Genomic DNA, 23,816 nt, shown 5'->3' on the forward strand with positions numbered 1-23,816 from the left:
GGCCTGCGCCTTGCCTGGCCCACTTTAAGGCGACAACGCGACGGGGAAACTAATTGAGAACGCCCCCTAGGACTAGCGCTTGTTCAGGTCGCCGTAAAGCTCGGGACGACGATCGATCAGGTAGCGATTGGCGGCACGGGAATCGACCATCAACTGACGATCCAGCTCACCGACAATCAGCGATTCATCCAGTCCCGCCTGAGCGATACGGCTGCCATCCGGCGCAGCGATGCTGCTCTGGCCGCAGTAGTGGATCTCGCCTTCATGGCCGCAGTAGTTGGCGTAAGCCACATAGCATTGGTTTTCGAAGGCGCGGGAGCGCACGGTGACATCGGCGACGAAATCGAACGGAATCATGTTCGCGGTCGGCACCAGGATCAGCTCGGCACCGGCCAGGACCAGGCGCCGGGCGTTTTCCGGAAACTCCAGGTCGTAGCAGATCAGGAAACCGAGCTTCCAGCCGTTGAGCTCAACGATGGGAAAGTCGTCGGAACCTGCGCTGAACATCGAGTGATCCAGATCGCCGAACAGATGGGTCTTGCGGTAGTTGCAGATGCGCTCGCCGTTAGCGTCGATCAACTGCACGGCGTTGTAGATCTGCCCGTCCTCGGTGCGCTCGGGATAGCCATACAAAATGGCGATCCCGGCAGCCTTGGCAATGCGCGCAATCTGCTGCGCCGATTCACCGTTGTGCACCTCCGCCAGCACGCTGACGGCATCAACGCCGATGTTGTAGCCGGTCAGGAACATCTCCGGCAGCACCAGCAGATCGGCACCTTTTGCCTCCAGCGCAAGCTGCTGCAAGCGTTGCAGGTTGCCGGCGACATCCAGAGGCAGCGGTGGGCATTGGTAAAGGGCTACGCGCATTTCGGATTCCTCTTACTCGGGCAGGGCGATCGGTCCGATCTCGTTGAATACATCTCCTGGACCCGGATTCTCGGCGTGAGTTGCACCGCCGAAGTGTTTCATGATGCCCCATACCGCGTTGAGCGAGGTCTGTACCGCGCCCTCAACCCAGGCCGGGGTCCACGAAACGTCGTCACCGGCGATGAAGATCCCGCGCTGCTCGGCAGGCATGTCGTCCTGCATGAAGTGCGCGTACATACGCTGGTTGTAGCGGTAGTGGCCGGGCAGGGCGCCTTTGAACGCGCCGAGGAAATGCGGGTCGGCTTCCCACGAAACGGTGATCGGGTCGCCGATGATCCGCGCGGCGATGTCGACTTTCGGATAGATCTTCTTCAACGCATCCAATGCCAGCTTCACGCGTTTTTCCACCGGCTGCGGCAGCATTTTCAGCGCGTCGCTCATCCACGAGTACGACAGGCAAATCACGCCGGGCTTGTCGTCGCCGTTGTCGAACAGGTAGGTGCCACGGGTCAGGCGATCGGTGAGGGTCATGCTCATCAGGTCGCGGCCGGTTTCCGGATCCTTGTCCTTCCAGAAAGGGCGGTCGACCATCACGAAAGTCTTCGACGACTGCATGTAGCGGGTGCGGTCCAAAGCCATCCACATCTTTTGCGAGAACAGGGTTTCGTCGCATTCGATCTGGGTGGTCAGCAGCCAGCTCTGGCAGGTGGTCAGCACGGCGGCGTATTCGCGGGTGTCGCCCCAGTTGTCGGTGACGGCGAAACGGCCGCCCGGCGCGTGGGCAATTTTCTTCACACCCGTGCGCGGTGCGCCGTTGTGCAGCGAGCTGAGGCTGGTACCCGCTGGCCAGTGCGCGCAACGCTCCGGCACATGGCGCCAGATGCCTTGTGGCACCTGTTCCACGCCACCGACCACCAGGTGCTGGTGATCGTCGCAATTGGTCATCACCACACGGAAGATTTCCAGCATCGAGTTGGGGAAGTCCGAGTCCCAGCCGCCGGTACCGAAACCGACCTGGCCGAACACTTCGCGGTGATGGAACGAGAGCTTGGCGAAGGCCTTGGAGGTGGCGACGAAATCGTAGAAGGTGCGGTCATCCCACAGCGGCACCAGGGTGTTCCACAACTCTTTCAGACGTGGCACATCGCGGTCGCGGATGGCTTGCTGGATATCGGCGAACTGCGAACCGGCTTCCAGGGCATCGGCCCAGGCGTCAGCCACTTCCTGGAACAGCGCAGGAAGGTCCGACAGCTTCTGTGCGTAATGGGTCTGGCCTTCGAGGTCGATCACCGTGCTGCCCGACGCGGGTGTCAGCGGGTTAGGGAAAGGTTTGGTTTCCAGACCGAGTTTGTCGACGTAGTGATAGAACGCGGTGGACGACACTGGAAAACGCATGCCACCCAGCTCGGCAATGATGCCTTCAGCGCCGTTGAACGCCTGGGAGCGCAGGCGGCCGCCCATTTTCGAGGCTTCGTAGACGACCGGTTTCAGGCCCAGCTTCATCAGCTCATACGCCGCCACCAGGCCGGCGATCCCGCCGCCGACAATCGCCACTTCGGCACCGTGATTGTGCTCGGGAATGCTGCCCAGGCCGGCCGGGTGTTCGATCCAGTCGTCGAAGGCGAAAGGAAAGTCCGGGCCGAAAATGGTGACTGGCTTTTTACCGTCTGCAGGATGGCGATTGTTCTTGTTCATGGTTGACCTTGCTGGCGACCCGACGCGGAATGCGCATCTGAGTATAGGAAAAGATGCCAGCCATTCTAGAGAGCACAGAACACGTTAATAAGACGCAAAGTGTCGTCATTTTGATATTTTATTGGTCAGTATGACGATCTTGATGTGCACACTGACCACTGTGGGAGCAAGCTTGCTCGCGATAGCGCCAGTTCAGTCACCGATGAACCCGGGCCTGAAAACTCAAACCGGCTGCCCCCGATCAATCTTGCTACTCAAGATGATCGACGTCGTGGTCTTCTCCACCCCATCCACACTGCCAATCTGATCCAGCAACTGATCCAGCTGCTCCGGCGAATCGGTGCGCAACCACGCCACATAATCAAATTCGCCACTCACCGCACACAACTGCTGCACCTGCGCCATCGCACTCAGGCGTCGCAACACCTCCTTACCGGAGCGCGGTTGCACGGTGATCCCCACATACGCCTGCAACCCGCCATCCACCACGCGCTGGCCGAGGCGCACGCCGTAGCCGGTGATCACCTTGGCCTTTTCCAGCCGCGCCAGGCGCGAAGTGACGGTGGTGCGGGCGATGCCCAGTTGCCGGGCAAGCATGGCCACGCTCTCGCGGGCGTTGATCTGCAGGGCGGCAATCAATTGGCGGTCGATTTCATCGAGAACAGGCGTGCGAGTGTCAGGCAAAGGGTTATCTCCAGCGGCATGGATCAGTGCGCAAGCATGTTACAGGCAGTTCCTGCAGGACGCTCGCGACGGAGATTTGATCTAGCCTCAATACCGTTCATGACATTTTTGCCTGCGACAAATTGCCATAAGTAACTAGGTAGTACATTATTGCGGCCTTGTCACAAATGGGGAAAATTTCCGACATGAACAATTCTGGGGCTGCCGCCGGCAGCAAATGGTTGCTGGCGGGGCTGGGTGTGCTGATTGCACTGATCGGGCTCGGCCTGGCCGGTGGCGGTGGCTATCTGATCGCGTTGGGTGGCAGCTGGTATTTTCTGTTGATGGGGCTGGCGATGCTGGCGTCCGGGTTGATGATTGCCCGGCGTAAGCCGCTCGGCGCCTGGCTGTATGGTGTGGCGTTGGTCCTCACTGCGATCTGGGCCGTATGGGATGCGGGCCTCGAATACTGGCCGCTGGTCTCGCGGGTACTGACCTTTGCCGTGATCGGTCTGGTGGTGGCGTTGATCTATCCGACCCTGGTCCGCGCTTCGGGTGCGACCGGCGGGCGTGGCGCCTACGGTCTGGCTGGCATTCTGGGCGTGAGCGTCGTTGCGACGATGTCCTACATGTTCGTGCCGACCCACGTGGTCAAGGCCACCACCGAACCTGCGGTAACGCCGGTCACTCCAGGCACCGAACAGAAAGACTGGGCCCACTGGGGCAACACCACCGCCGGCAACCGCTTTGCCGCGCTGGACCAGATCACCAAGGGCAACATCGACAAATTGCAGGTCGCCTGGACCTTCCGCACCGGTGACATCCCGCAAAGCACCGGCGCCGGCGCCGAAGACCAGAACACTCCGCTGCAAATCGGCGACACGGTCTACACCTGCACCGCCTACGGCAAAGTCTTCGCCCTGGATGCCGACACCGGCGCCCAGCGCTGGAAGTTCGACCCGCAAGGCACCGCGCCCAACTGGCAGCGTTGCCGTGGCCTGGGCTATTCCGAAACCCCGGCTTCTTCGGACAATCAGCCAACCGCCTGTACGAAGCGTCTGTTTCTGCCGACCGGCGATGCGCGCCTGATCGCGATCAATGCCGACACCGGTAAGCCTTGCGAAGAATTTGACAACAAGGGCACCGTTGACCTGACCACCGACATGGGCGAAGTGAAGCCCGGTTACTACCAGCAAACCTCGACCCCATTGGTCGCAGGAGACGTGGTAATCGTCGGCGGCCGCGTGGCCGATAACTACTCCACCGGCGAACCGCCGGGCGTGGTCCGTGCCTACGACGTGCGCAGCGGTGAGCTGGTATGGGCTTGGGATCCGGGTAACCCGAGCACCACCAAACGCCCACCGGCCGGCGAGACCTATACCCGTGGTACGCCGAACGTCTGGTCGGCCATGTCCTATGACGCCAAGCTCGGTCTGGTGTACCTGCCGACTGGCAACGCGACGCCAGACTTTTTCGGCGGTCAACGTACCGAGCTGGACGACAAGTGGAACTCGTCCATCGTCGCCATCGATGTGAAGACCGGCCAGGTGCGCTGGCACTTCCAGACCACTCACCACGACTTGTGGGACTTCGACCTGCCGGCGCAACCGCTGCTGTACGACGTGCCGGACGAAAAGGGCGGCACCCAGCCAGCCCTGGCGCAAGTCACCAAGCAGGGCGAGATCTTCCTGCTCAACCGCGAAACCGGCGTGCCTATCGCCCGCGTCGAAGAGCGCCCGGTGCCGCAAGGCAAGGTTCCCGGTGAGCGTTACTCGCCAACCCAGCCGTTCTCGGTGGACATGCCGTCAATCGGCAACAAGACCCTGACCGAATCCGACATGTGGGGCGCCACGCCGTTTGATCAATTGATGTGCCGCATCCAGTTCAAAGGCATGCGTCACGAAGGCGTCTACACCCCGCCGGGCATGGATCGCGCCCTGCAATTCCCGGGCTCGTTGGGTGGCATGAACTGGGGCAGCGTCTCTGTTGATCCGAACACCAACTACATGTTCGTCAACGACATGCGCCTGGGCCTGGCCAACTACATGATCCCGCGCGACAAGATCAAAGCCGGGGCCAGCGGTATCGAAATGGGCGTGGTACCGCAGGAAGGCACGCCGTTCGGCGCCATGCGCGAACGCTTCCTCTCGGCGGCCGGCATTCCGTGCCAGAAACCACCGTTCGGCACCATGTCGGCCATCGACCTCAAGACCCACAAACTGATGTGGCAAGTTCCGGTCGGCACCGTGCAAGACACCGGCCCGCTGGGCATCCGCATGCACCTGCCGATCCCGATCGGCATGCCGACCCTCGGCGCTTCGCTCGCCACTCAGTCGGGCCTACTGTTCTTCGCCGGCACCCAGGACTTCTACCTGCGCGCCTTCGATACCGGCAACGGCAACGAAATCTGGAAATCGCGCTTGCCGGTGGGCAGCCAGTCCGGGCCGATGACTTACGTTTCACCGAAAACCGGCAAGCAGTACATCCTGCTCACTGTGGGCGGTGCGCGTCAGTCGACGGATCGTGGGGATTATGTGATTGCTTACGCTTTGCCCAAGTAAGGGCTGAAGCTTGAGTCAGAAAAGCCGCGCCATTGCGCGGCTTTTTCATGGGCGAAAGAGCCAGTGTGGAAATCGGCTAGGATTGAGGCAGTCGAGGGTGCGAGGCGAAGGACATGACAACGAAGCTACCTGCTGCTGTACGGGACCGTGCCTTGCAGATCGCCCATCACGAAATGGGGCACTACGTGGTGGCTCGCGCCCTGGGGTTTGAAACGGGCGGCGTGACCCTGACAGTGACCAAGGATCTGCGGCACCAGGGAGGAGCCTCCATTACCCTGGTGCGCCCAATTTCGTCGATGGAAGCCATGAAGGAACATCTGGAAGCCCGGATGATGGTGCTCCTGGCTGGCTCACTGGCGCAGACCCTGCCTTCAAAACCTTCAGCCGCCAAACGCGTCGATAAGCCCAAGGCCACCGCCATCCTCAAAGGCAAGCAGGGGGCGGAACAGGATTACGCAAAAATCAGGGAGCTTCAGCATCTGCTGCGAAATATCGTCTACCCGGACACTGATCCTGCGTCGGGTGAGCGGATAACGGCGGAGCTTAAAGAGATGACAGGTCGGCTGTGGCTGCGGACGCAAAAAATCATAGAAGATCAGGCCGAGACGATTGCCGAATTGGCTGTGGCGCTGGTGGACGGCATGGTCATCGTGGAGCAGTGGGGACGGCCGGCGGATACGTATGAGGGCATGCTGACGGGGCAGGAGCTGGAGCGGCGGCTAGCCATGCAGGCCATGCCTTCATGATGTGTTTGAACTGAATAGCCGAAGCATTTGGCTCTAATCAGCCCCAAAAAGGGAACGCTCGGTCCCTATTTGGGAGCTTTGAGGCTCTGTGTGTTTTATTGATCTGCTTGTGCTCTCGTTTGAGCAGGTTTGCGCGTCAGTACCTTCACCACATCATCAATCACCGCTTTGCTCATCGTCGTCAGGTAATGCGCGGCCCAGGCGTGACGGTCGGAATCTTGGGCGTAGGCGGCGTCCACGGTGAGGGACTTGGCGAGGAACAGCAGGTCGGAGGCTTGGGCCAGAGCGTCGGCGATGGGGACGTCACGGCAGACGTGGAACAGTGGTTGATCCGAGAGATATAGGAAGGGGGTGAAGCCGATGGTTTTCAGTTCTGAAGGATCGTGCGAGATGGTTTTGCTCATGATGTAACTCCTTAATCCAAGAAGCCGCCACGTTCGTTTCCAAGCGAATGGGTGGCAGCTGTACGCAGGTTGGAAAACCGGGGATCAAGGAAACCGGCACGCCCGAAAGCGTCCCACGCACAGCTGCCATAACACAGTTTCGCAGTCGTAAAAAACGACTGGAGTAGTGGTAGATTCTGCTGCGATTTGATCCGACGGGTTTCCAAGCCCGATCGCTGAATGGTCAGCGACGACCGGAGACTATCCCGTCAAAGAAAAGCGCAACAAGGCGGCAAAGTGCCCAAAAGCAAGGTTCGGAGTTTGCCTACAAGGTTTACGGACGTCATCCGATATTGCGACACCCTCTGTAAACGAAGACTGGCGCGACGAGCGATTTTCCAGGCCGGTGCATCCTCTGAGTCGTTGAGCCAAACGCCTGGTTCCCGCGTTGTCATGAGGGCGCTGAAGCAATTGGCGAAACGGCAAACCCTCTGCGAGTAACCATCGTTAACAATTGACAGAGGAGTCAGGGTGGTTGGGCACCTCTGAAGCTCATACATTTATTCCTTTGAGGTTATATTCCTTTGGTGGCATATTTGTATGAAATGGGACGTCGAATACACGGATGAATTTGAGGCCTGGTGGGATCACCTGAACGAGTTCGAACAGGACTCGGTTCAGGCCACAGTGATGTTGCTGGGCGAGGATGGCCCACACTTGGGTTTTCCACATACCAGCGATATCAAGGGTTCACGGCATGGCAACCTTCGTGAGTTAAGGGTGCAGCACGCTGGCAGGCCGTACCGTGTGCTGTACGCGTTTGATCCACGGCGCAGCGCGATTCTGCTGATTGGCGGTGATAAAACCGGCCAGGCGCGTTGGTATACGGAACACGTGCCACTGGCCGAACGTCTCTACGACGAGCACTTGGATACATTGAAGAAAGAGGGCTATGACAATGGCTAAAAAATTTGCTGATTTGGTGGCGCGTCGCTCTCCAGAGTCTCAAGCACGTGTTGAGGCCTTGCATCAGAAGCTACGAGCACAAATGCCGCTGCACGAGTTGCGCCAGGCGCAAGCGTTGAGTCAGGACACACTGGCCAGGACACTGCATGTCAACCAGGCGGCGATCTCCAAGATGGAGCGGCGAACGGACATGTACATCAGTACTTTGCGCAACTACATCCGCGCCATGGGAGGCGAACTGGAAATCATCGCCACCTTCCCCGAGGGCCAGGTAAAGATCGAAAACTTTGCCAACTGAACGATTAAAAAGTGGCTCTACGGTTTCGGGCAATTCAGATACGCAAAAGCCGCGCATTGCGCGGCTTTCTTGTTTGGTGGGCCCACACGGACTTGAACCGTGGACCAAAGGATTATGAGTCCTCTGCTCTAACCAACTGAGCTATAGGCCCTCAGTAGGTCGCGGATTATAGCGACGGTTTTGCGACTGTGCTATCCGAAAAAGCCTTTACGGCTGTACGAAGAAACGTCGCGGCGAATTCGTCGGGGGGGAGGGGCAGGCTGACGATGTAGCCCTGGATTTGTTCACAGCCCTCGGCGGCGAGGAATTGTTGTTGCGCCTGGGTCTCGACCCCTTCGGCAATCACGGTGAATTGCATGCTGCGTCCGAGGGCGATGATGGCGCGTACGATGGCCGCATCGTGGGGGTCGTCGGGCAGGCCGCGGACGAAGGACTGGTCGATCTTGAGGATGTCCAGCGGCAGGCGCTTGAGGTAACTCAAGGACGAATAGCCGGTGCCGAAGTCATCGATGGCCAGTTGCACGCCCAGTTGTTTGAGTTGATGCAGCACCGCCAGCGCCTCCTCTGCCTGGCTCATGATGAAGTTTTCGGTGATTTCCAGTTGCAGGAAGCCGGGGTTGAGGCCGTTGTCCTTGAGCAACTGTTCTATGCGGCCCACCAGGTTGGGTTGGCGCAGTTGGGCGCCGGCCAGGTTGACCGACAGCGGGCCGGGACTTTCGTACAGCCTGTGCCATTCGGCCATCTGCCGGCAGGCGGTTTCCAGGACCCAGTCGCCGATTTGCAGGATCATGCCGTTTTCTTCGGCCAGCGGGATGAAGTGTTCCCGCGGCACGTCGCCAAAAGTCGGGTGGTGCCAGCGGATCAGGGCTTCGGCGCCGACCAGACTGTAGTCTTCGAGGCTGATTTTCGGTTGGTAGCACAGGTGCAACTCGTTGCGTTCGATGGCGCGGCGCAGTTCGTGTTCCAGTGCCACGCGCTCGCTGGCTTGGGCGGTGAGGTCGCGGGTGTAGCTTTCGACACGGTTGCGGCCCTTGGCCTTGGAGCGGTACATCGCGGCGTCGGCGTTCTTGATCAGTGTGGCAACGTCGCAGCCATCCTTCGGATAGAGGCTGGTGCCGATGCTGGCGCTGATGAAAAACTCGTGTTCGCCGGCCTGGAACGGCGCGGCGAAACAGTTGAGCAGTTTATTGGCGATGTGGTCGGCATCGCTGGATTGTTGCAGGCCCGGCAGCAGGATAATGAACTCGTCACCTCCCAGGCGCGCCACGGTGTCGATGTCACGCAACTGCTCCTTGAGGCGCACGGCAATGCCCTTGAGCAGAAGGTCGCCGACCGGGTGGCCGAGGCTGTCGTTGATGTGCTTGAAGCGGTCGAGGTCGAGGAACAGCACTGCGCCCTGGCCGCCGTTTTCCTGCTGGCTGTTGAGCGCGGTCAGCAGGCGGCTTTCGAACAGCGTGCGGTTCGGCAGGCCGGTCAGCGGGTCGTGGTGCGCCTGGTAGTCGAGTTTGGCCTGCGCGTGCTTGAGGCTGGAAATGTCGGCGAACACCGCGACAAAGTGGGTGATGAACTTCTCCCGGTTGCGCACGGCACTGATGGTCAGCCAGCTCGGGTACAGCTCGCCATTCTTGCGCCGGTTGGAGATCTCGCCTTGCCAGTGGCCTTCGGCGGTCAATTGGTGCCACATGGCCGCGTAGAACGCGCTGTCATGCAGGCCCGAGGCGAGCAGGCGCGGCGTGTGGCCCAAGGCTTCGCTTTCGCTGTAACCGGTGATTTCGGTGAACGCACGGTTGACCGCGCTGATGTGCTGTTGGGTATCGGTGATCAATACGCCTTCGGCGGTGCTTTCGAACACGGTGGCGGCCTGTTGCAGTTTTTCCTGCATCAGGTGCCGATCGGTGATATCCCGGGCGATGGTCAGCATGCAGTCTTCATCGCCAATCGGCAGCGGACGGCTGGACACTTCGCAGAGGCGGATCTGCCCGTCGCTGCGGCGGATATGGCAGCTGAAGTCGCGGACAAAACCGTCCCGGTGCAGCAGGTCGAGCATTTGCTTGCGTTCATTGAGGTTGACCCAGATCCCCAGGTCCAGCGCCGAACGATCCACCGACATGGCGCTGTTGAAGCCGGTGATGCGGCTGAAACCGTCGTTGACCTCCAGCAGCAAGCCATCGCTTTGCCGCGACAGCAGCAATCCGTCGGGGGAAGCGTGGAAGGCCTTGGCGAACTTTTCTTCGGACGTTTGCAGCTGTTGCTGGGTTTCCTTGAGCTGGGTGATGTCCCGCACCACGACCACCAGCGCAGGTGTCATGTCGAGGTTAAACGGTTCGGCGGAGATCAGGCCGGTAAACACCTGGCCGTTGCTGCGACGAAAGGGCATTTCCAGGTTGCGGATGCTGCCGGCCTGCAAGCGTTGCAACAGGCCCGGCCCAACACCGGGAATCCCCCAGATGTTCAGGTTGGTGGCGGTCTGGCCAATGACGTCCTCGGCCTTGAGGCCGATCTGTTCTTCGAACGCTTCGTTGACTTCCAGCAGGCAGCCGTCGCTCAGACGCGCAATCACCAGCATGTCCGGGCATTGCTGGAACACGGAAGCGAATTTCTGTTCCGACAGGCGTAGCGCTTCCTCGGTGCGCTTGGCGTCGGTGATATCGATCATCAACCCGCGCAGCACCGGCTCATGCCCGTGTTCGATCAGGCTGACGATATCGCGCACCCACAGACAGCGGCCGTCGGCGGTGATCACCCGGTAATCGAGGCGGTGATCGCGCCCGGCCAGCACTTCGTGATCGCAGAAGGTCTGGGCGCGGGTCAGGTCGGCGGGGTGAATGATGTTGCGCCAGAAGCCCGGAATCAGCCAGTGGGACAGGGGATAACCGAGAAGGTCTTCGGCATGGGGCGATACATAGCTGTAGGTGAAGTCGGTGACTTTTGCTTCCCAGGCGATGGCCGACAGGCTCTCCACCAGGCCGCGGTAGTGGTATTCGCTGCTGCGCAGTTCCTGTTCAAGGTTGACCCGGCGAGCGATTTCCGAGCTCAAGCGGCGGTTGATGCGGATAACCACCGCCAGCACGGTAGTCAGCAGCAGCAATCCGGGCAGGCCATACACCAGCAGGTCATTCCAGAAAGTTCGATGATCGAGGACGTTGCCGACCCAATGCTCCTGAATGGCGCTGATTTCAGCGGGGCTCATGTCCGCCAGGACTTTGTCGAGAATGCCGACCAGCATCTTGTTGTCGCGGGGTACAGCCATGGCCAGTTGATAGCGATAGGGGGTTTCACCGCTGACATACAACCCATCGAGCTTGAGTTGGCGCAGTCCCCAGACGCTGGAAGCCAGATCGCCTACCACGGCGTCCACTTCGTCGGTGGCCAGCGCCTGTAGCGCCGAGCTGACGTTGGGCACCGCCACCAGGTTCAAGTCGGGATGGTGGCTGCGCAGCAGTTCGTGGGGGGCGTAGTTTTCCACCACGGCGATTTTCAGGCCGTACAGGTCTTTCAGGTTATGTGGCTGGGGGCCCCCGACATGGGCCAGGATGACAATCGGAAAATCCAGATAGGGGCGAGTGAACGACAGGTATTTCTGGCGTTCAGGGGTCGACATGATGCCCGGCAGCAGGTCCAGTTTGCCCTTTTTGGCCTGTTCCAGGACGGCGGTCCAGCTCACCGGCTCGATGGGCGTGAGCCGGGTTGCCAGCCTTTTGCGGATGACCTCGATGTAATCCGCGGCAAGGCCCTGGTAGCGGCCCCCATCGTCACGAAACTCGAAGGGCGGCCACGACGCATCGACACCCAGGCGCAATTCCGGGTGAGCCGCCAGCCAGCTACGTTCTTCGTCAGTGAGAGTCAGCGCGCCAGCCGTTGCGGTCCAGGTCATCAGCGACAGCAAAAAAAGCACGGTCGGCAGTCTGGGCATAACGGTCTCGTTATGGCTCGGGGGAATGTTTCGAGTGTAGACGGCTACAGGGAGGAGGGGGGAGGTGGGGAGATTTAATCTGTGCAAAGCAAAACCCCCGGCCTGGGCCGGGGGTTCTGTGATCACTCGTCGAGGAAGGAGCGCAGATGCTCGCTTCTCGTCGGGTGGCGCAGCTTGCGCAGCGCCTTGGCTTCGATCTGACGAATCCGCTCACGGGTCACGTCGAACTGCTTACCAACCTCTTCGAGGGTGTGGTCGGTATTCATGTCGATACCGAAGCGCATGCGCAGTACCTTGGCTTCACGGGCAGTGAGGCCGGACAGCACTTCGCGAGTCGCTTCTTTAAGGCTCTCAACGGTTGCAACATCGATTGGCGACTGCATGGTCGAGTCTTCGATGAAGTCACCCAGATGGGAGTCTTCGTCATCACCGATCGGGGTTTCCATGGAGATCGGCTCTTTAGCGATCTTCAATACCTTGCGGATCTTGTCCTCAGGCATTTCCATGCGTTCGCCCAGCTCTTCCGGGGTCGGTTCGCGACCCATTTCCTGCAACATCTGGCGGGAAATGCGGTTGAGCTTGTTGATCGTCTCGATCATGTGCACCGGAATACGGATGGTGCGGGCCTGGTCGGCGATCGAGCGAGTGATCGCCTGACGGATCCACCAGGTGGCATAGGTCGAGAACTTGTAGCCGCGACGGTATTCGAACTTGTCTACCGCTTTCATCAAGCCGATGTTGCCTTCCTGGATCAGATCGAGGAATTGCAGGCCACGGTTGGTGTACTTCTTGGCGATGGAGATCACCAGACGCAAGTTGGCTTCAACCATCTCTTTCTTCGCGCGGCGGGCCTTGGCCTCGCCGATCGACATGCGACGGTTGATGTCCTTGATCTCGGCGATGGTCAAGCCGGTTTCGGTTTGCAGCGCGGTCAGCTTCTGCTGGCAACGGATGATGTCCGGCTGCAGACGACCAATGGCTTCAGCATATTTGCCTTTGCCTTTGGCCAGGGCATCACTCCAGCTTTCGTCGACTTCGTTGCCCGGGAACTGGCGCAGGAAGTCGGCACGCGGCATGCGTGCATCACGAACGCAGAGCTGCATGATTGCGCGCTCTTGCTGACGCAGGCGATCCAGGGCACTGCGAACACGCTCGACCAGGCCTTCGAATTGCTTCGGCACCAGTTTGATCGGCATGAACAGTCCGGCCAGGGCCAACAGCTCGGCAATCGTTGCCTTGTTGTTGCGACCGTGCTTTTTCAGCGCCTTGCGGGTGATTTCCATCTGATCGGCCACAGCGCCAAAGCGCTGTGCAGCGATGATCGGATCCGGACCGCTTTCGGCTTCTTCCTCGTCATCCGAGGCTTCGCCGTCTTCGTCGTCGGAATCGTCATCCGCCTTGACGGCTTTCGCGTCAACCGGTGGCGGCACTTCTGCCGCAGGCGGCGCGATGCCATCGTCCGGGTCGATATAACCGCTCAGGACGTCGGACAGGCGACCACCTTCGGTGGTGACGCGGGTGTACTCGGAGAGAATATGATCAACCGTGCCGGGGAAGTGCGCGATTGCGCTCATCACCTCACGGATGCCCTCTTCAATACGTTTGGCGATTTCGATTTCGCCTTCACGCGTGAGGAGCTCCACCGTACCCATTTCGCGCATGTACATGCGCACCGGGTCGGTAGTACGACCAATGTCGGTCTCGACCGCAGCCAACGCTGCAGCGGCCTCTTCGGCTGCGGCTTCGTCGGTATCGGCGTCGGCCAGCATAAGGGAATCCTTATCTGGCGCAACCTCGAATACGTTGATCCCCATGTCATTGATCATGCGGATGATGTCTTCCACCTGCTCCGGATCTGAAATATCCTCCGGCAGGTGGTCGTTGACCTCCGCGTAAGTCAGGTAGCCCTGCTCACGACCAAGTGTGATCAACTCTTTGATACGAGACTGCTGTTGCGCTTTTCCGGACATAACACCCTATCCACTGAAGGTCTTGGCGGGCAAAAAACAAGCCGAGGATTATACCTGAGCTATGACCTCACGCGCCAGTTGAGGTCGGGTTTGATGCGGAAACATTGCGACTCAAGAGGTCGCGCAGTTGATTTTTCTCTTCGCTGGTCAATTCGCTTTGACGCGCTTTTCGCAGAAGTTGTTCCAGGTTTCGCTCGCGTTGGCGGGCTGACAAGCTAGTAATGGTGTCGAAAAACTGTTGTTCAAGGTTATCTCCATCAATCAGCCATTCCTTTTCTGCCAGGGCCTTGAGCAAACGGCCTTGTTCTGTGCCGTGCCAACGCGCAATCAGTTGAATTGAGTTTAGCTTGGGATTCTTCTGCACGGCTTCGAGCAGCGCCACCAGCAATTGCGTGTTGGTGTGATCCTCGGCGGCGAAGTGCCCGGCATCCTCGACTTTTTCGGCCAGTTGCGGGTGATGCAGCAACGTGCGCAAGGCGGCGAGGGTCGGCGGTTCTACGGCGGCGGGCACCCGTGGCGCGCGGGGTTGATCACGATCACCGCCCCGTTTGCCATTCTTGTCCCACGGTTTCTTGTCCCATTTCTTGCCTCCTGCACCGGGTTTCTTCGGCGTCCATTCCTGCTGCGGCACATACATTTCCTGTGCCTGCGGCTGATGATAGTCGCTGTAATCGGGCATCGCGTCGTAATCGATGCCGGGGTCGTAGGCCGGCGGCGCTTCTTGCGGGGCGCTTTGTGCCAGCTGACTCACCGCTTCACCGCTCAGACCGGTGATTTCGCTCAGGCGTTGACGCATCAATATGCGCAGGTTGGCGCCCGGGACTTTGTCGATCAACGGCGCAGCGAGGGTGGCCATATGGGCCTTACCCTCAAGCGAGCGCGGGTCGGCTTCCTCCGTCAGTTGCTGGAAGAAGTAATCGGCCAGAGGCTGTGCGTGCTGGTTGATCCGTGCGCGGAAGGCATCGGTGCCTTCGGAGCGGACCAGGGTGTCCGGGTCTTCGCCTTCGGGCAGGAACAGAAAGCGTGCGCGACGACCGTCCTGCAGGCTCGAAAGTGTCGCCTCCAGTGCCCGCCATGCCGCATTGCGGCCGGCCTGGTCGCCGTCGAAGCAGAATAGAACGCTGGGCACGACGCGAAACAGCCGCTTGAGGTGTTCCTCGCTGGTGGCGGTGCCCAGGGTCGCGACGGCATTGCGCAGGCCTTGCTGGGCCAGGGCAATGACGTCCATGTAACCCTCGACGACGATGATCTCGTCGAGGTTGCGGTTGGTCTTGCGCGCTTCGTACAGGCCGTAGAGTTCCTGGCCTTTATGGAAAACCGGGGTTTCCGGGGAGTTCAGGTACTTCGGCTTGTCGTCGCCCAACACCCGGCCGCCGAAGGCGATGACGCGCCCGCGACTGTCGCGGATCGGAAACATCACGCGGTCGCGGAAGCGGTCGTAGCGTTTACCGCTTTCGGCGTTTTCGATCAACAGGCCGGCATCGATCATGGCTTTTTGTTGCAGGGTATCGCTGCTCAAGTGCTTGAACAGGTTGTCCCAGCCAGGAGGGGCAAAGCCCAGACCGAAGTCCCGGGCGATTTCGCCGGTCAGCCCGCGACCTTTCAGGTATTCCACGGCGGCCTTGCGCGATGGATGGCTTTTCAGGGCCTGGCGATAAAAGTCGGCAGCGGCGCTCAGTAGCGGATACAGCGGCGAATCGGTCGGCTGCCGCGGTTTGTGCGGCCGGCCGCTTTCTTCGCGGGGGATTTCCATGCCGGCGGCTTTGGCCAGTTCTTCGACAGCCTGGACGAAATCCAGGTTGTCGTGGTCCATGATGAAGCCGAGGGCGTTGCCACCAGCGCCGCAGCCGAAGCAGTAATAGAACTGCTTGTCGGGGCTGACGCTGAACGACGGAGTCTTTTCCTTGTGGAATGGGCAGCAGGCAGTGTGATTTTTGCCGGCTTTTTTCAGTTGCAGGCGCGAGCTGACCACGTCGACGATGTCGGTGCGGTTCAGAAGGTCGTCAATGAAGCTCTGGGGAATTAGCCCGGCCATGGCGTTCTCGTCATCTGCGCTGAAAGGAGCCCGTAACGTACTGCGATCGAACGCGGTCATTGTTTGAGGCGCGCAAAGTGTGCGGCTCGACCAGTGTCGTCTGCGTAATCGTTGTCGGGAAGTGTATCTGCCGAAAATCCACTGACGTTAATGCCAATTCAGTATTCGATTGTTTGAAAGTGTTGCGCTGAATCCGCTGCGGCCAATCATAGGCCTCGGATAGCTCATCATCTGGCACGCAAGCAGGTGCCTTGGGCTGATCGTCGTGAGAGGAATCAGTGGGTGTGCTCGTCAGTAGCCTTGAAAGGCTCGTCAGAAAAGACGTGCACCGCTGGCAAAAGAGCCAGGTCTGACGCGGTGAAGCAGATTTGTCTCGGTCGCGTCTGCGGCTTCGACAGTGAAGCATCAAGCGTTTTACGCAAATGCCATAAGCCCGGCTGAGGGCCGGGCTTGGCAGAAGCTTGCTACGATCGTCTGTGTATTAGTACAGACGAACGGCGCGGCGCTGTTCGCGCTGAACTTTCTTGGCGTGACGCTTAACAGCGGCTGCTGCTTTGCGCTTACGCTCAGAAGTTGGCTTCTCGTAAAATTCGCGGCTACGAACTTCAGCCAGTACACCGGCTTTTTCGCAGGAGCGCTTGAAACGACGCAGAGCTACGTCGAAGGGTTCGTTCTCTTTTACTTTGACGGCTGGCATCCAGAGCTACCTTCATTCATTACCGGGGTCAACATCCTCGCGGCAAAAGAGCACTTGAAGACGTCGGTTTTTAAGGGTTGCGGATGTTAACCCCTCATCGCTCGGAATGCAAAGCCTCTGATCGAAAACCGCTGGTCGGGGCATCACGCGACGACTATTATGCGCGCCTTCGAATTCAGCCTAAACAAGGCGCAAACCCATGCTAGTACTGGGATTAGAAACCTCCTGCGACGAAACTGGTGTCGCATTATATGACAGTGAGCGCGGCCTGCTGGCCGACGCGCTGTTCAGTCAGATCGACCTGCACCGCGCCTATGGTGGCGTGGTGCCGGAACTGGCTTCACGCGATCACGTCAAACGCATGCTGCCCTTGATTCGTCAGGTGCTGGCCGAGGCCGACTGCGTGCCGACCGAGATCGATGCGATCGCCTACACCGCGGGTCCTGGCCTGGTCGGTGCCTTGCTGGTTGGGGCTTCCTGCGCTCAGGCGCTGGCCTTTGCCTGGGGTATTCCGGCCCTCGGTGTGCATCACATGGAAGGCCATTTGCTGGCGCCGATGCTGGAGTCGCAACCGCCGGAATTTCCGTTCGTCGCTTTGTTGGTGTCGGGTGGTCATACGCAACTGGTTCAGGTCGACGGAATTGGCCAGTACACACTCCTGGGCGAGACCCTGGATGACGCTGCCGGCGAAGCATTCGACAAGACGGCCAAGATGATGGGCCTCAATTATCCGGGCGGACCGGAAATCGCTCGCATTGCAGAACAGGGCGTTGCAGGGCGTTTCGTCTTCCCGCGTCCGATGTGCGACCGCCCGGGCCTGGATTTCAGCTTCAGTGGCCTGAAAACCTTTGCGTTGAACACCTGGCAACAGTGCGTCAGCGCCGGGGACGACAGCGAGCAAGCCCGTTGCGACATCTCGCTGGCGTTCCAGCAGGCCGTGGTGGAGACTTTGACCATCAAGTGCAAGCGTGCCCTGAAAGCCGCCGGTATGAAGCGCCTGGTGATTGCAGGGGGCGTTAGTGCCAACAAGGCGTTGCGCACGTCCCTGGAAAAAATGCTCGGCGACATGAAAGGCGATGTGTTTTATGCCCGTCCGCAGTTCTGTACCGATAACGGCGCGATGATCGCCTTTGCCGGCTGCCAGCGCTTGCAGGCCGGTCAGCAGGAAAGTCTGGCGATCAGCGTGCAGGCGCGTTGGCCGATGGAGCAGTTGTCGGCGCTGTGATGAGCGGTGCTCATGCCTGCCCTTTAAAAATGCCGTTCGCGCCCGGCAAACAGGTCGCGTAGATTGCCGCGATGACGCCAGACGATCAGCCCGGTGAGCGTGCTCATGGGTAGCAGGGCGGCCGGTTCCTGCCAGGCCAGCAGCGGCAGGGTCAGCGGTGTGGCGATGAGGGCGGCCAGGGAGCTGGTGCGGGTCAGGTAGAACGTCAAGAGCCAGGTGCAGACCGCCAGAAGGGCGGCGGGCGGGTAGAGTCCCAGCAACATGCCGGCAGCGGTGGCGACACCCTTGCCGCCGCGAAAGCGAAAGTACAACGGAAACAGATGGCCGATGACGGCATAGACGCCGATCCAGGCCTGTTCCTGCTGCGAAAGGCCCGCAAGACGCGCAATCAGTACCGGCAGCAGGCCTTTGCAAAGGTCGCCGAGCAGGGTCAGGATGGCGAGTTTCTTGCCGGCCAGGCGCAACATGTTGGTGGCACCGGCATTGCCCGAGCCACTCATTCGCGGATCGGGGTTACCGGTCAGGCGGCTGAGCAAAATGGCAAAGGACAGAGAGCCGAGCAGGTAGGCGAGGATCGCCAATAACCAAAACATGCTAACTATTCCGGGCGAGGACGCCCTGATTCTAACGGCGCATTGCGCCCTTGTCGTGTAGCGGAGAGAAGTGCTTGGACAGAGTGTTTATCGAGGGCCTGGAAGTCGACACGGTGATTGGTGCCTACGACTGGGAACGAGGCATCCGACAGTGCTTGCGTCTTGATCTGAGCTTCGCCTGGGATAATCGCCCGGCCGCAGCCGGTGATGACCTGAGCCTGGCGCTCGACTACGCCAGTGTTTCCTCGCGCATCCAGGCGTTTGCCGAGCAGGCGCAGTTCCAGCTGGTGGAAACCTTTGCCGAGCGCCTGGTTGAAGTGCTGATGAGCGAATTCAAGATCACCTGGATGCGCCTGAAGCTGACTAAACCTGGCGCCATCCCGGCTGCCACCGGCGGTGTGGGCGTGGAGATCGAGCGCGGATGTCGCTGACTCAGGTGTACCTCGGGCTCGGTAGCAATATCGAGCGTGAAGCTCATTTGCGGGCGGGGCTCGACGCTTTGGCGGCGTTCCTTGTCGATATCCGCTGTTCGGCGGTGTTCGAAAGCCAGTCGGTGGGCATCAAGAGCGGGCCGTTCTTCAATTTCGTGGTGTCGGCGTATACCGATCTGCCGCTGATGGAGCTTGATCGTCGATTGAAGTTCATCGAGGCGGATAACGGTCGTTACGCGCCGGATCGCCGAGGTTTGCCGCTGGATATCGACGTGTTGTTGTTCGGTGACCTGGTGGGCAACTTCGATGGCTTGATCTTGCCGCGGGCAGAAATTCTGAAAAATGCGTTCGTTCTGTGGCCGTTGTCGTTGATAGCGCCGGATCGCGTGCACCCGGGTGCAGGCAAGAGCTTTGCGGCCTTGTGGGCTGAAGCACAGATTGATCAGGTGTTGGCGCCAGTGGCTTTCGAATGGCGCGGTGAGCAGCTGACACCTTCAGATTTGTTGTGACCTTACTGATGTCTTCGCAAGCAGGCTCGCTCCCACAGGGTTAGCGTAAGTCTGTGGGAGCGGGCCTGCTCGCGAAGCTTTTCAGATCGACGCGGTCTCTTTGTAGGCTTTCAAGGCTTTTAGTCGCTCGCGCTTGATCTCCTCCCCCAACTCCGGCCCCTTGAAGCCTTTCTCCAGCAACGGCTGAACCGCCACGCTACGAGCAGCGGTTGCCGCTCCGCGTAAATAATTCGCCTGTGGATAACTTCTTTCTTCCAGCCCTTTGCGCCCACGCGCATCCATCTCGCATGCCGCGATGAACTCCTCGAACCGCTGTGGGCGACGGTAAATGTCGAAGCTTTGCAGCAATTCCAGCAATGTCGATGGCTTCAGATCAAGGGCACGATGCCCGTGGGTGTGATACTCGCCCACCAGCAACGCCAGCTCCTGGCAGTCTCTCGGCGCCTTGAAGCGTTCGTTGATCGCTTTGATCAGCTTCAGGCCTTTGAACTCATGGGCAATGTGTCGCGGCCATTCTTCCTCTGGCGTCAGGCCCTTGCCCAGGTCGTGCAGCAGGCACGCCCAGCGCACGGTCAGCGGCTGTTTGTGCAACGCCGCTTGCTGCAACACGCTCAGTGTATGTGCACCTGTATCGATTTCCGGGTGGTGGGCGGGTGGTTGCGGTACGCCAAACAGCGCGTCGACCTCTGGCATCAGTACCTTGAGTGCGCCGCATGCGCGCAAAACCTCCACAAACACCTGTGGCTGATCTTCCATCAGGGCGCGGGAAATTTCCTTCCAGCTGCGCTCCGGGGTCAGCGCCTCAAGCTCGCCTGATTCGCTGAGTTGGCGCATCAGCGCCAGGGTTTCCGGGGCGACGGTAAAACCCAGCGTCGCGTAGCGCGCCGCGAAGCGGGCAACACGCAGGACCCGGAGCGGGTCTTCGGCAAATGCCGGGGAAACATGGCGAAGCAGGCGCGCTTCGAGATCGCGCTGGCCGTGGTACGGGTCGGTCAGGTTCTGCTGGTCGTCTTCGGCCATGGCATTGATGGTCAGGTCGCGACGGATCAAGTCTTCTTCGAGGGTGACTTCAGGGCTGGCGTGAAAAGTGAAGCCGCCGTAACCGCGCCCGCTTTTGCGCTCGGTGCGGGCGAGGGCGTATTCCTCACCGTTTTTTGGATGAAGGAACACCGGAAAATCCGCGCCCACCGGGCGAAAGCCCTTGGCGAGCATTTCTTCGGTGGTGGCGCCGACCACGACCCAGTCGATATCGGTAACCGGTTTGCCCAGCAGGCGATCACGTACCGCGCCGCCGACTTTATAAATACGCATAAAAAACCTCCGTTAGCTCGACAGGATAACCGTTGCATCGAGCTTTCGGAGGCACAAACCGGATCAAAGATGGATGACGGCCAGGTCCAGGCGGCCGTAATCGCCTTCGCTGTGCTCGCTCCGGGGCGGCACATGATGGGTTTTCATGACCTGATCGCCCTGCAGCGTTTCCAGGTGAATGTCGAAACCCCAGAGGCGGTGCAAGTGCTTGAGCACTTCCTCGGTGGACTCTCCCAGCGGTTTGCGGTCGTGTTGTTGGTGGCGCAGGGTCAGGGAGCGGTCACCACGCCGGTCGATGCTATAGATCTGCACGTTGGGTTCGCGATTACCCAGGTTGTACTGTGCCGCGAGGGTTTCACGGATGATGCGGTAGCCACCTTCGTCGTGAATGGCGGGTACCAGCAGGTCATCCTTCTGGTCGTCATCGAGAATGCTGAACAGCTTCAGGTCGCGGATCACCTTGGGCGACAGGTACTGCAGGATGAAGCTCTCATCCTTGAAGCTGCTCATGGCGAACTTGATGGCTGCCAGCCAGTCGGTGCCGGCAATTTCCGGGAACCAGCGGCGATCTTCCTCGGTGGGTTCTTCGCACATGCGCCGGATGTCCCGGTACATGGCAAACCCGAGAGTGTAGGGGTTGATTCCGCTGTAGTAAGGGCTGTCGAAGCCCGGCTGAAAGACCACGCTGGTGTGGGATGTCAGGAACTCCATCATGAAGCCGTCGGTGACCAGGCCCTCGTCGTACAGGTCGTTCATCAGGGTGTAGTGCCAGAACGTGGCCCAGCCTTCATTCATCACCTGGGTCTGACGCTGTGGATAAAAATACTGGGCGATCTTGCGCACGATGCGCACGATTTCCCGCTGCCATGGCTCCAGCAGTGGCGCGTGTTTTTCGATGAAGTACAGGATGTTTTCCTGGGGTTCGGCGGGGAAGCGTGCGTTGTCCTTGTCGCTGTACTTGTCCGCGCCCTTGGGAATGGTGCGCCACAGATCGTTGATCTGTTTCTGCAGATGTTCTTCCCGGTCCTTTTGCCGGCGACGTTCTTCTTCCGCGGAGATCGGGTAAGGGCGTTTGTAGCGGTCGACACCATAGTTCATCAGGGCATGGCAGGAGTCGAGCAAGTCCTCGACCGCGTCGATACCGTGGCGTTCTTCGCACTGCATGATGTACTGCTTGGCAAACACCAGGTAATCGATGATCGAGCTGGCGTCAGTCCAGGTGCGGAACAGGTAGTTGCCTTTGAAAAAGCTGTTGTGCCCATAGCAGGCATGGGCCACCACCAGCGCCTGCATGCAGATGGTGTTTTCTTCCATCAGGTAGGCGATGCAGGGGTCGGAGTTGATCACGATCTCGTAAGCCAGCCCCATCTGGCCGCGGCTGTAGGACTTTTCGGTGCTGAGGAAGTGCTTGCCGTAGGACCAGTGGTGATAACCCAGCGGCATACCGACCGAGGCGTAGGCGTCCATCATTTGCTCGGCGGTGATCACTTCGATCTGGTTGGGGTACGTATCGAGTGCGTAGCCAGCCGCAATACGACTGATTTCGCGGTCGTAGGCCTGGATCAGCTCGAACGTCCATTCGGAGCCGGTGGAAATGGGTTGGCGTTTCTGCTCTTTGGCGGTCATGTCACTAACCTGCGCTGGAAGAGTTCACGGAAGACCGGATAGATATCCCCGGCCGAGACCAGTTGTTGCTGGGCAAAAGTGTCGGAAAAGGCTTCGGCGATGCGCTCGTACTCGAACCACAGGGCCTGGTGTTCGCGCGGGGTGATCTCAACGTAAGTGTAGTACTGCACGAATGGCATGATCTGGTTGATCAGGATGTCGCGGCAGATCGGAGAGTCGTCGTTCCAGTTGTCACCGTCGGAGGCCTGGGCGGCATAGATGTTCCACTCGTTGCTCGGATAACGCTCGGCCATGATCTCCTGCATCAGTTTCAGGGCGCTGGAGACGATGGTGCCGCCGGTTTCCCGGGAGTAGAAAAATTCCTCTTCATCCACTTCGCGGGCGCTGGTGTGATGGCGGATGAATACGACGTCGATCTTTTCGTAGTTACGCTTGAGAAACAGGTACAGCAGGATAAAGAAGCGCTTGGCGATGTCCTTGGTCGCCTGGGTCATCGAGCCGGACACGTCCATCAGGCAGAACATCACGGCCTTGGAACTGGGGTTGGGTTGCTTGATGAGCAGGTTGTACTTGAGGTCGAATGTGTCGAGAAACGGTATGCGGTGAATGCGCGCGCTGAGTTTTTCGATTTCTGCTTCGATTTCTTGAATATCGCCGAAGTTATCTGGTTCTTCCTGCTTGAGTCGCAGAAGTTCCTCTTTGGCTTCGCGCAGTTTTGCCCGGCTGCTGCCGGACAGGGCGATTCGCCGGGCGTGGGCTGAGCGCAGGGTGCGGATGATGTTGATCCGCGACGGGTTGCCCTCATTACTGATTCCGGCCCGCACGGTCTTGAAGGTGTCGGTGCCGGTCAGGTTGCGCTTGACCAGGTTGGGCAGTTCGAGGTCCTCGAACATGAATTCGAGAAACTCTTCCTGGGTGATCTGGAAGACGAATTCGTCCATCCCTTCGCCGGAATTGCCAGCCTTGCCGGGGCCTCTGCCGCCACCGCCTCCCGGTGGACGGGCGATATGTTCGCCGCTGGTGAATTCCTTGTTGCCCGGGTGCACGACCGTCTGCTTGCCACCGCGACCGTGGTGAAGCACCGGCTCGTCGATGTCGCGACCGGGAATGCTGATTTGTTCGCCGTGTTCCATATCGGTAATGGAGCGCCGGCTGACCGCCTCTTCGACAGCCTTTTTGATGTGATCACGGTAGCGCCGCAGAAACCGCTGGCGGTTCACCGTGCTCTTGTTCTTGCCATTGAGACGTCGGTCGATCACATAGCTCATGACTGCTCCTTAGAAGCTGTCCTGAAAGGGGCGAGCGGTGATGCAGCAAAGGACTGAGA

General features: G+C 59.6%; 19 protein-coding genes and 1 tRNA gene. 7 read left to right on the plus strand and 13 right to left on the minus strand.

Translation table 11 applies throughout. The features are described from left to right. Nucleotides 1-72: 72 nt before the first annotated feature. From VC35_RS09440 to VC35_RS09450, 3 genes are all read right to left on the minus strand, one after another. The gene (locus tag VC35_RS09440; protein WP_046039451.1) at nucleotides 73-867 is read right to left on the minus strand and encodes a carbon-nitrogen hydrolase family protein; all 795 of its coding nucleotides are present in this window, start codon (nucleotides 865-867) and stop codon (nucleotides 73-75) included. Between the two features lie 12 nt (nucleotides 868-879). Beyond that, nucleotides 880-2,562, minus strand: coding sequence for a flavin monoamine oxidase family protein (locus tag VC35_RS09445; RefSeq protein WP_046039452.1), 1,683 nt, complete (start codon nucleotides 2,560-2,562; stop codon nucleotides 880-882). Between the two features lie 222 nt (nucleotides 2,563-2,784). Beyond that, on the minus strand, nucleotides 2,785-3,246 hold the full coding sequence (locus VC35_RS09450) for an Lrp/AsnC family transcriptional regulator (RefSeq protein ID WP_046039454.1): 462 nt from the start codon (nucleotides 3,244-3,246) through the stop codon (nucleotides 2,785-2,787). Between the two features lie 185 nt (nucleotides 3,247-3,431). Here VC35_RS09450 and VC35_RS09455 point away from each other — a divergent pair, with 185 nt between their 5' ends. Both VC35_RS09455 and VC35_RS09460 read left to right on the plus strand, forming a co-directional pair. Further along, the gene (locus VC35_RS09455) at nucleotides 3,432-5,786 is read left to right on the plus strand and encodes a glucose/quinate/shikimate family membrane-bound PQQ-dependent dehydrogenase (protein ID WP_046039559.1); all 2,355 of its coding nucleotides are present in this window, start codon (nucleotides 3,432-3,434) and stop codon (nucleotides 5,784-5,786) included. Between the two features lie 113 nt (nucleotides 5,787-5,899). Next, nucleotides 5,900-6,532: a zinc metalloprotease gene (locus VC35_RS09460; protein ID WP_046039455.1), complete on the plus strand. Its 633-nt coding sequence runs from the start codon at nucleotides 5,900-5,902 to the stop codon at nucleotides 6,530-6,532. Nucleotides 6,533-6,627: 95 nt separating this feature from the next. On the opposite strand, the gene VC35_RS09465 is transcribed toward VC35_RS09460, so the two are convergent. Continuing rightward, nucleotides 6,628-6,936, minus strand: coding sequence for a DUF3077 domain-containing protein (locus VC35_RS09465; RefSeq protein WP_046039457.1), 309 nt, complete (start codon nucleotides 6,934-6,936; stop codon nucleotides 6,628-6,630). Between the two features lie 579 nt (nucleotides 6,937-7,515). On the opposite strand from VC35_RS09465, the gene VC35_RS09470 reads away from it, so the two are divergent. Both VC35_RS09470 and VC35_RS09475 read left to right on the plus strand, forming a co-directional pair. Continuing rightward, nucleotides 7,516-7,881, plus strand: a complete 366-nt coding sequence (locus VC35_RS09470) for a type II toxin-antitoxin system RelE/ParE family toxin (protein WP_046039458.1) — start codon at nucleotides 7,516-7,518, stop codon at nucleotides 7,879-7,881. After that, complete coding sequence (locus VC35_RS09475) at nucleotides 7,874-8,179, plus strand: XRE family transcriptional regulator (protein WP_008051594.1); 306 nt, start codon at nucleotides 7,874-7,876, stop codon at nucleotides 8,177-8,179. The genes VC35_RS09470 and VC35_RS09475 overlap by 8 nt, the downstream gene beginning before the upstream one ends. Nucleotides 8,180-8,253: 74 nt before the next feature. Here the strand turns inward: VC35_RS09475 and VC35_RS09480 are convergent. The 5 genes from VC35_RS09480 to rpsU form a co-directional block, all read right to left on the minus strand. Then, nucleotides 8,254-8,330, minus strand: a tRNA-Ile gene (locus tag VC35_RS09480). Nucleotides 8,331-8,345: 15 nt separating this feature from the next. Beyond that, nucleotides 8,346-12,092, minus strand: coding sequence for a bifunctional diguanylate cyclase/phosphodiesterase (locus VC35_RS09485; RefSeq protein ID WP_046039460.1), 3,747 nt, complete (start codon nucleotides 12,090-12,092; stop codon nucleotides 8,346-8,348). Nucleotides 12,093-12,214: 122 nt separating this feature from the next. Then, nucleotides 12,215-14,062: an RNA polymerase sigma factor RpoD gene (gene rpoD / locus VC35_RS09490; RefSeq protein WP_046039462.1), complete on the minus strand. Its 1,848-nt coding sequence runs from the start codon at nucleotides 14,060-14,062 to the stop codon at nucleotides 12,215-12,217. Between the two features lie 67 nt (nucleotides 14,063-14,129). Then, nucleotides 14,130-16,097, minus strand: coding sequence for a DNA primase (dnaG, locus tag VC35_RS09495; protein WP_046039464.1), 1,968 nt, complete (start codon nucleotides 16,095-16,097; stop codon nucleotides 14,130-14,132). A 481-nt stretch (nucleotides 16,098-16,578) separates the two neighbouring features. Next, complete coding sequence (rpsU, locus tag VC35_RS28810; RefSeq protein WP_002551877.1) at nucleotides 16,579-16,794, minus strand: 30S ribosomal protein S21; 216 nt, start codon at nucleotides 16,792-16,794, stop codon at nucleotides 16,579-16,581. A 199-nt stretch (nucleotides 16,795-16,993) separates the two neighbouring features. Here rpsU and tsaD point away from each other — a divergent pair, with 199 nt between their 5' ends. Continuing rightward, a complete protein-coding gene (gene tsaD / locus VC35_RS09505; protein ID WP_046039465.1) occupies nucleotides 16,994-18,019 on the plus strand; it encodes a tRNA (adenosine(37)-N6)-threonylcarbamoyltransferase complex transferase subunit TsaD in 1,026 nt (341 codons plus the stop codon). Between the two features lie 23 nt (nucleotides 18,020-18,042). On the opposite strand, the gene plsY is transcribed toward tsaD, so the two are convergent. Beyond that, nucleotides 18,043-18,612, minus strand: coding sequence for a glycerol-3-phosphate 1-O-acyltransferase PlsY (gene plsY / locus VC35_RS09510; RefSeq protein WP_046039467.1), 570 nt, complete (start codon nucleotides 18,610-18,612; stop codon nucleotides 18,043-18,045). A 74-nt stretch (nucleotides 18,613-18,686) separates the two neighbouring features. Here plsY and folB point away from each other — a divergent pair, with 74 nt between their 5' ends. Together folB and folK are read left to right on the plus strand one after the other, a co-directional pair. After that, nucleotides 18,687-19,043, plus strand: coding sequence for a dihydroneopterin aldolase (gene folB, locus VC35_RS09515; RefSeq protein WP_046039469.1), 357 nt, complete (start codon nucleotides 18,687-18,689; stop codon nucleotides 19,041-19,043). Next, nucleotides 19,034-19,552, plus strand: a complete 519-nt coding sequence (gene folK, locus VC35_RS09520) for a 2-amino-4-hydroxy-6-hydroxymethyldihydropteridine diphosphokinase (RefSeq protein WP_046039471.1) — start codon at nucleotides 19,034-19,036, stop codon at nucleotides 19,550-19,552. The genes folB and folK overlap by 10 nt, the downstream gene beginning before the upstream one ends. 81 nt (nucleotides 19,553-19,633) lie before the next feature. Here the strand turns inward: folK and VC35_RS09525 are convergent, their stop codons facing one another. From VC35_RS09525 to VC35_RS09535, 3 genes are all read right to left on the minus strand, one after another. Further along, entirely contained in the window at nucleotides 19,634-20,863 is a 1,230-nt protein-coding gene (locus tag VC35_RS09525; protein ID WP_046039473.1) for a multifunctional CCA addition/repair protein, read from the minus strand. Nucleotides 20,864-20,926: 63 nt separating this feature from the next. Beyond that, nucleotides 20,927-22,489, minus strand: a complete 1,563-nt coding sequence (locus VC35_RS09530; protein WP_046039475.1) for a SpoVR family protein — start codon at nucleotides 22,487-22,489, stop codon at nucleotides 20,927-20,929. Further along, nucleotides 22,486-23,757, minus strand: a complete 1,272-nt coding sequence (locus tag VC35_RS09535) for a YeaH/YhbH family protein (protein WP_007993202.1) — start codon at nucleotides 23,755-23,757, stop codon at nucleotides 22,486-22,488. Before VC35_RS09535 ends, VC35_RS09530 begins: the two co-directional genes overlap by 4 nt. Nucleotides 23,758-23,816 lie beyond the last annotated feature (59 nt).

The organism is Pseudomonas fluorescens (assembly GCF_000967965.1).
In the GTDB taxonomy this organism is placed as follows: domain Bacteria; phylum Pseudomonadota; class Gammaproteobacteria; order Pseudomonadales; family Pseudomonadaceae; genus Aquipseudomonas; species Aquipseudomonas grandcourensis.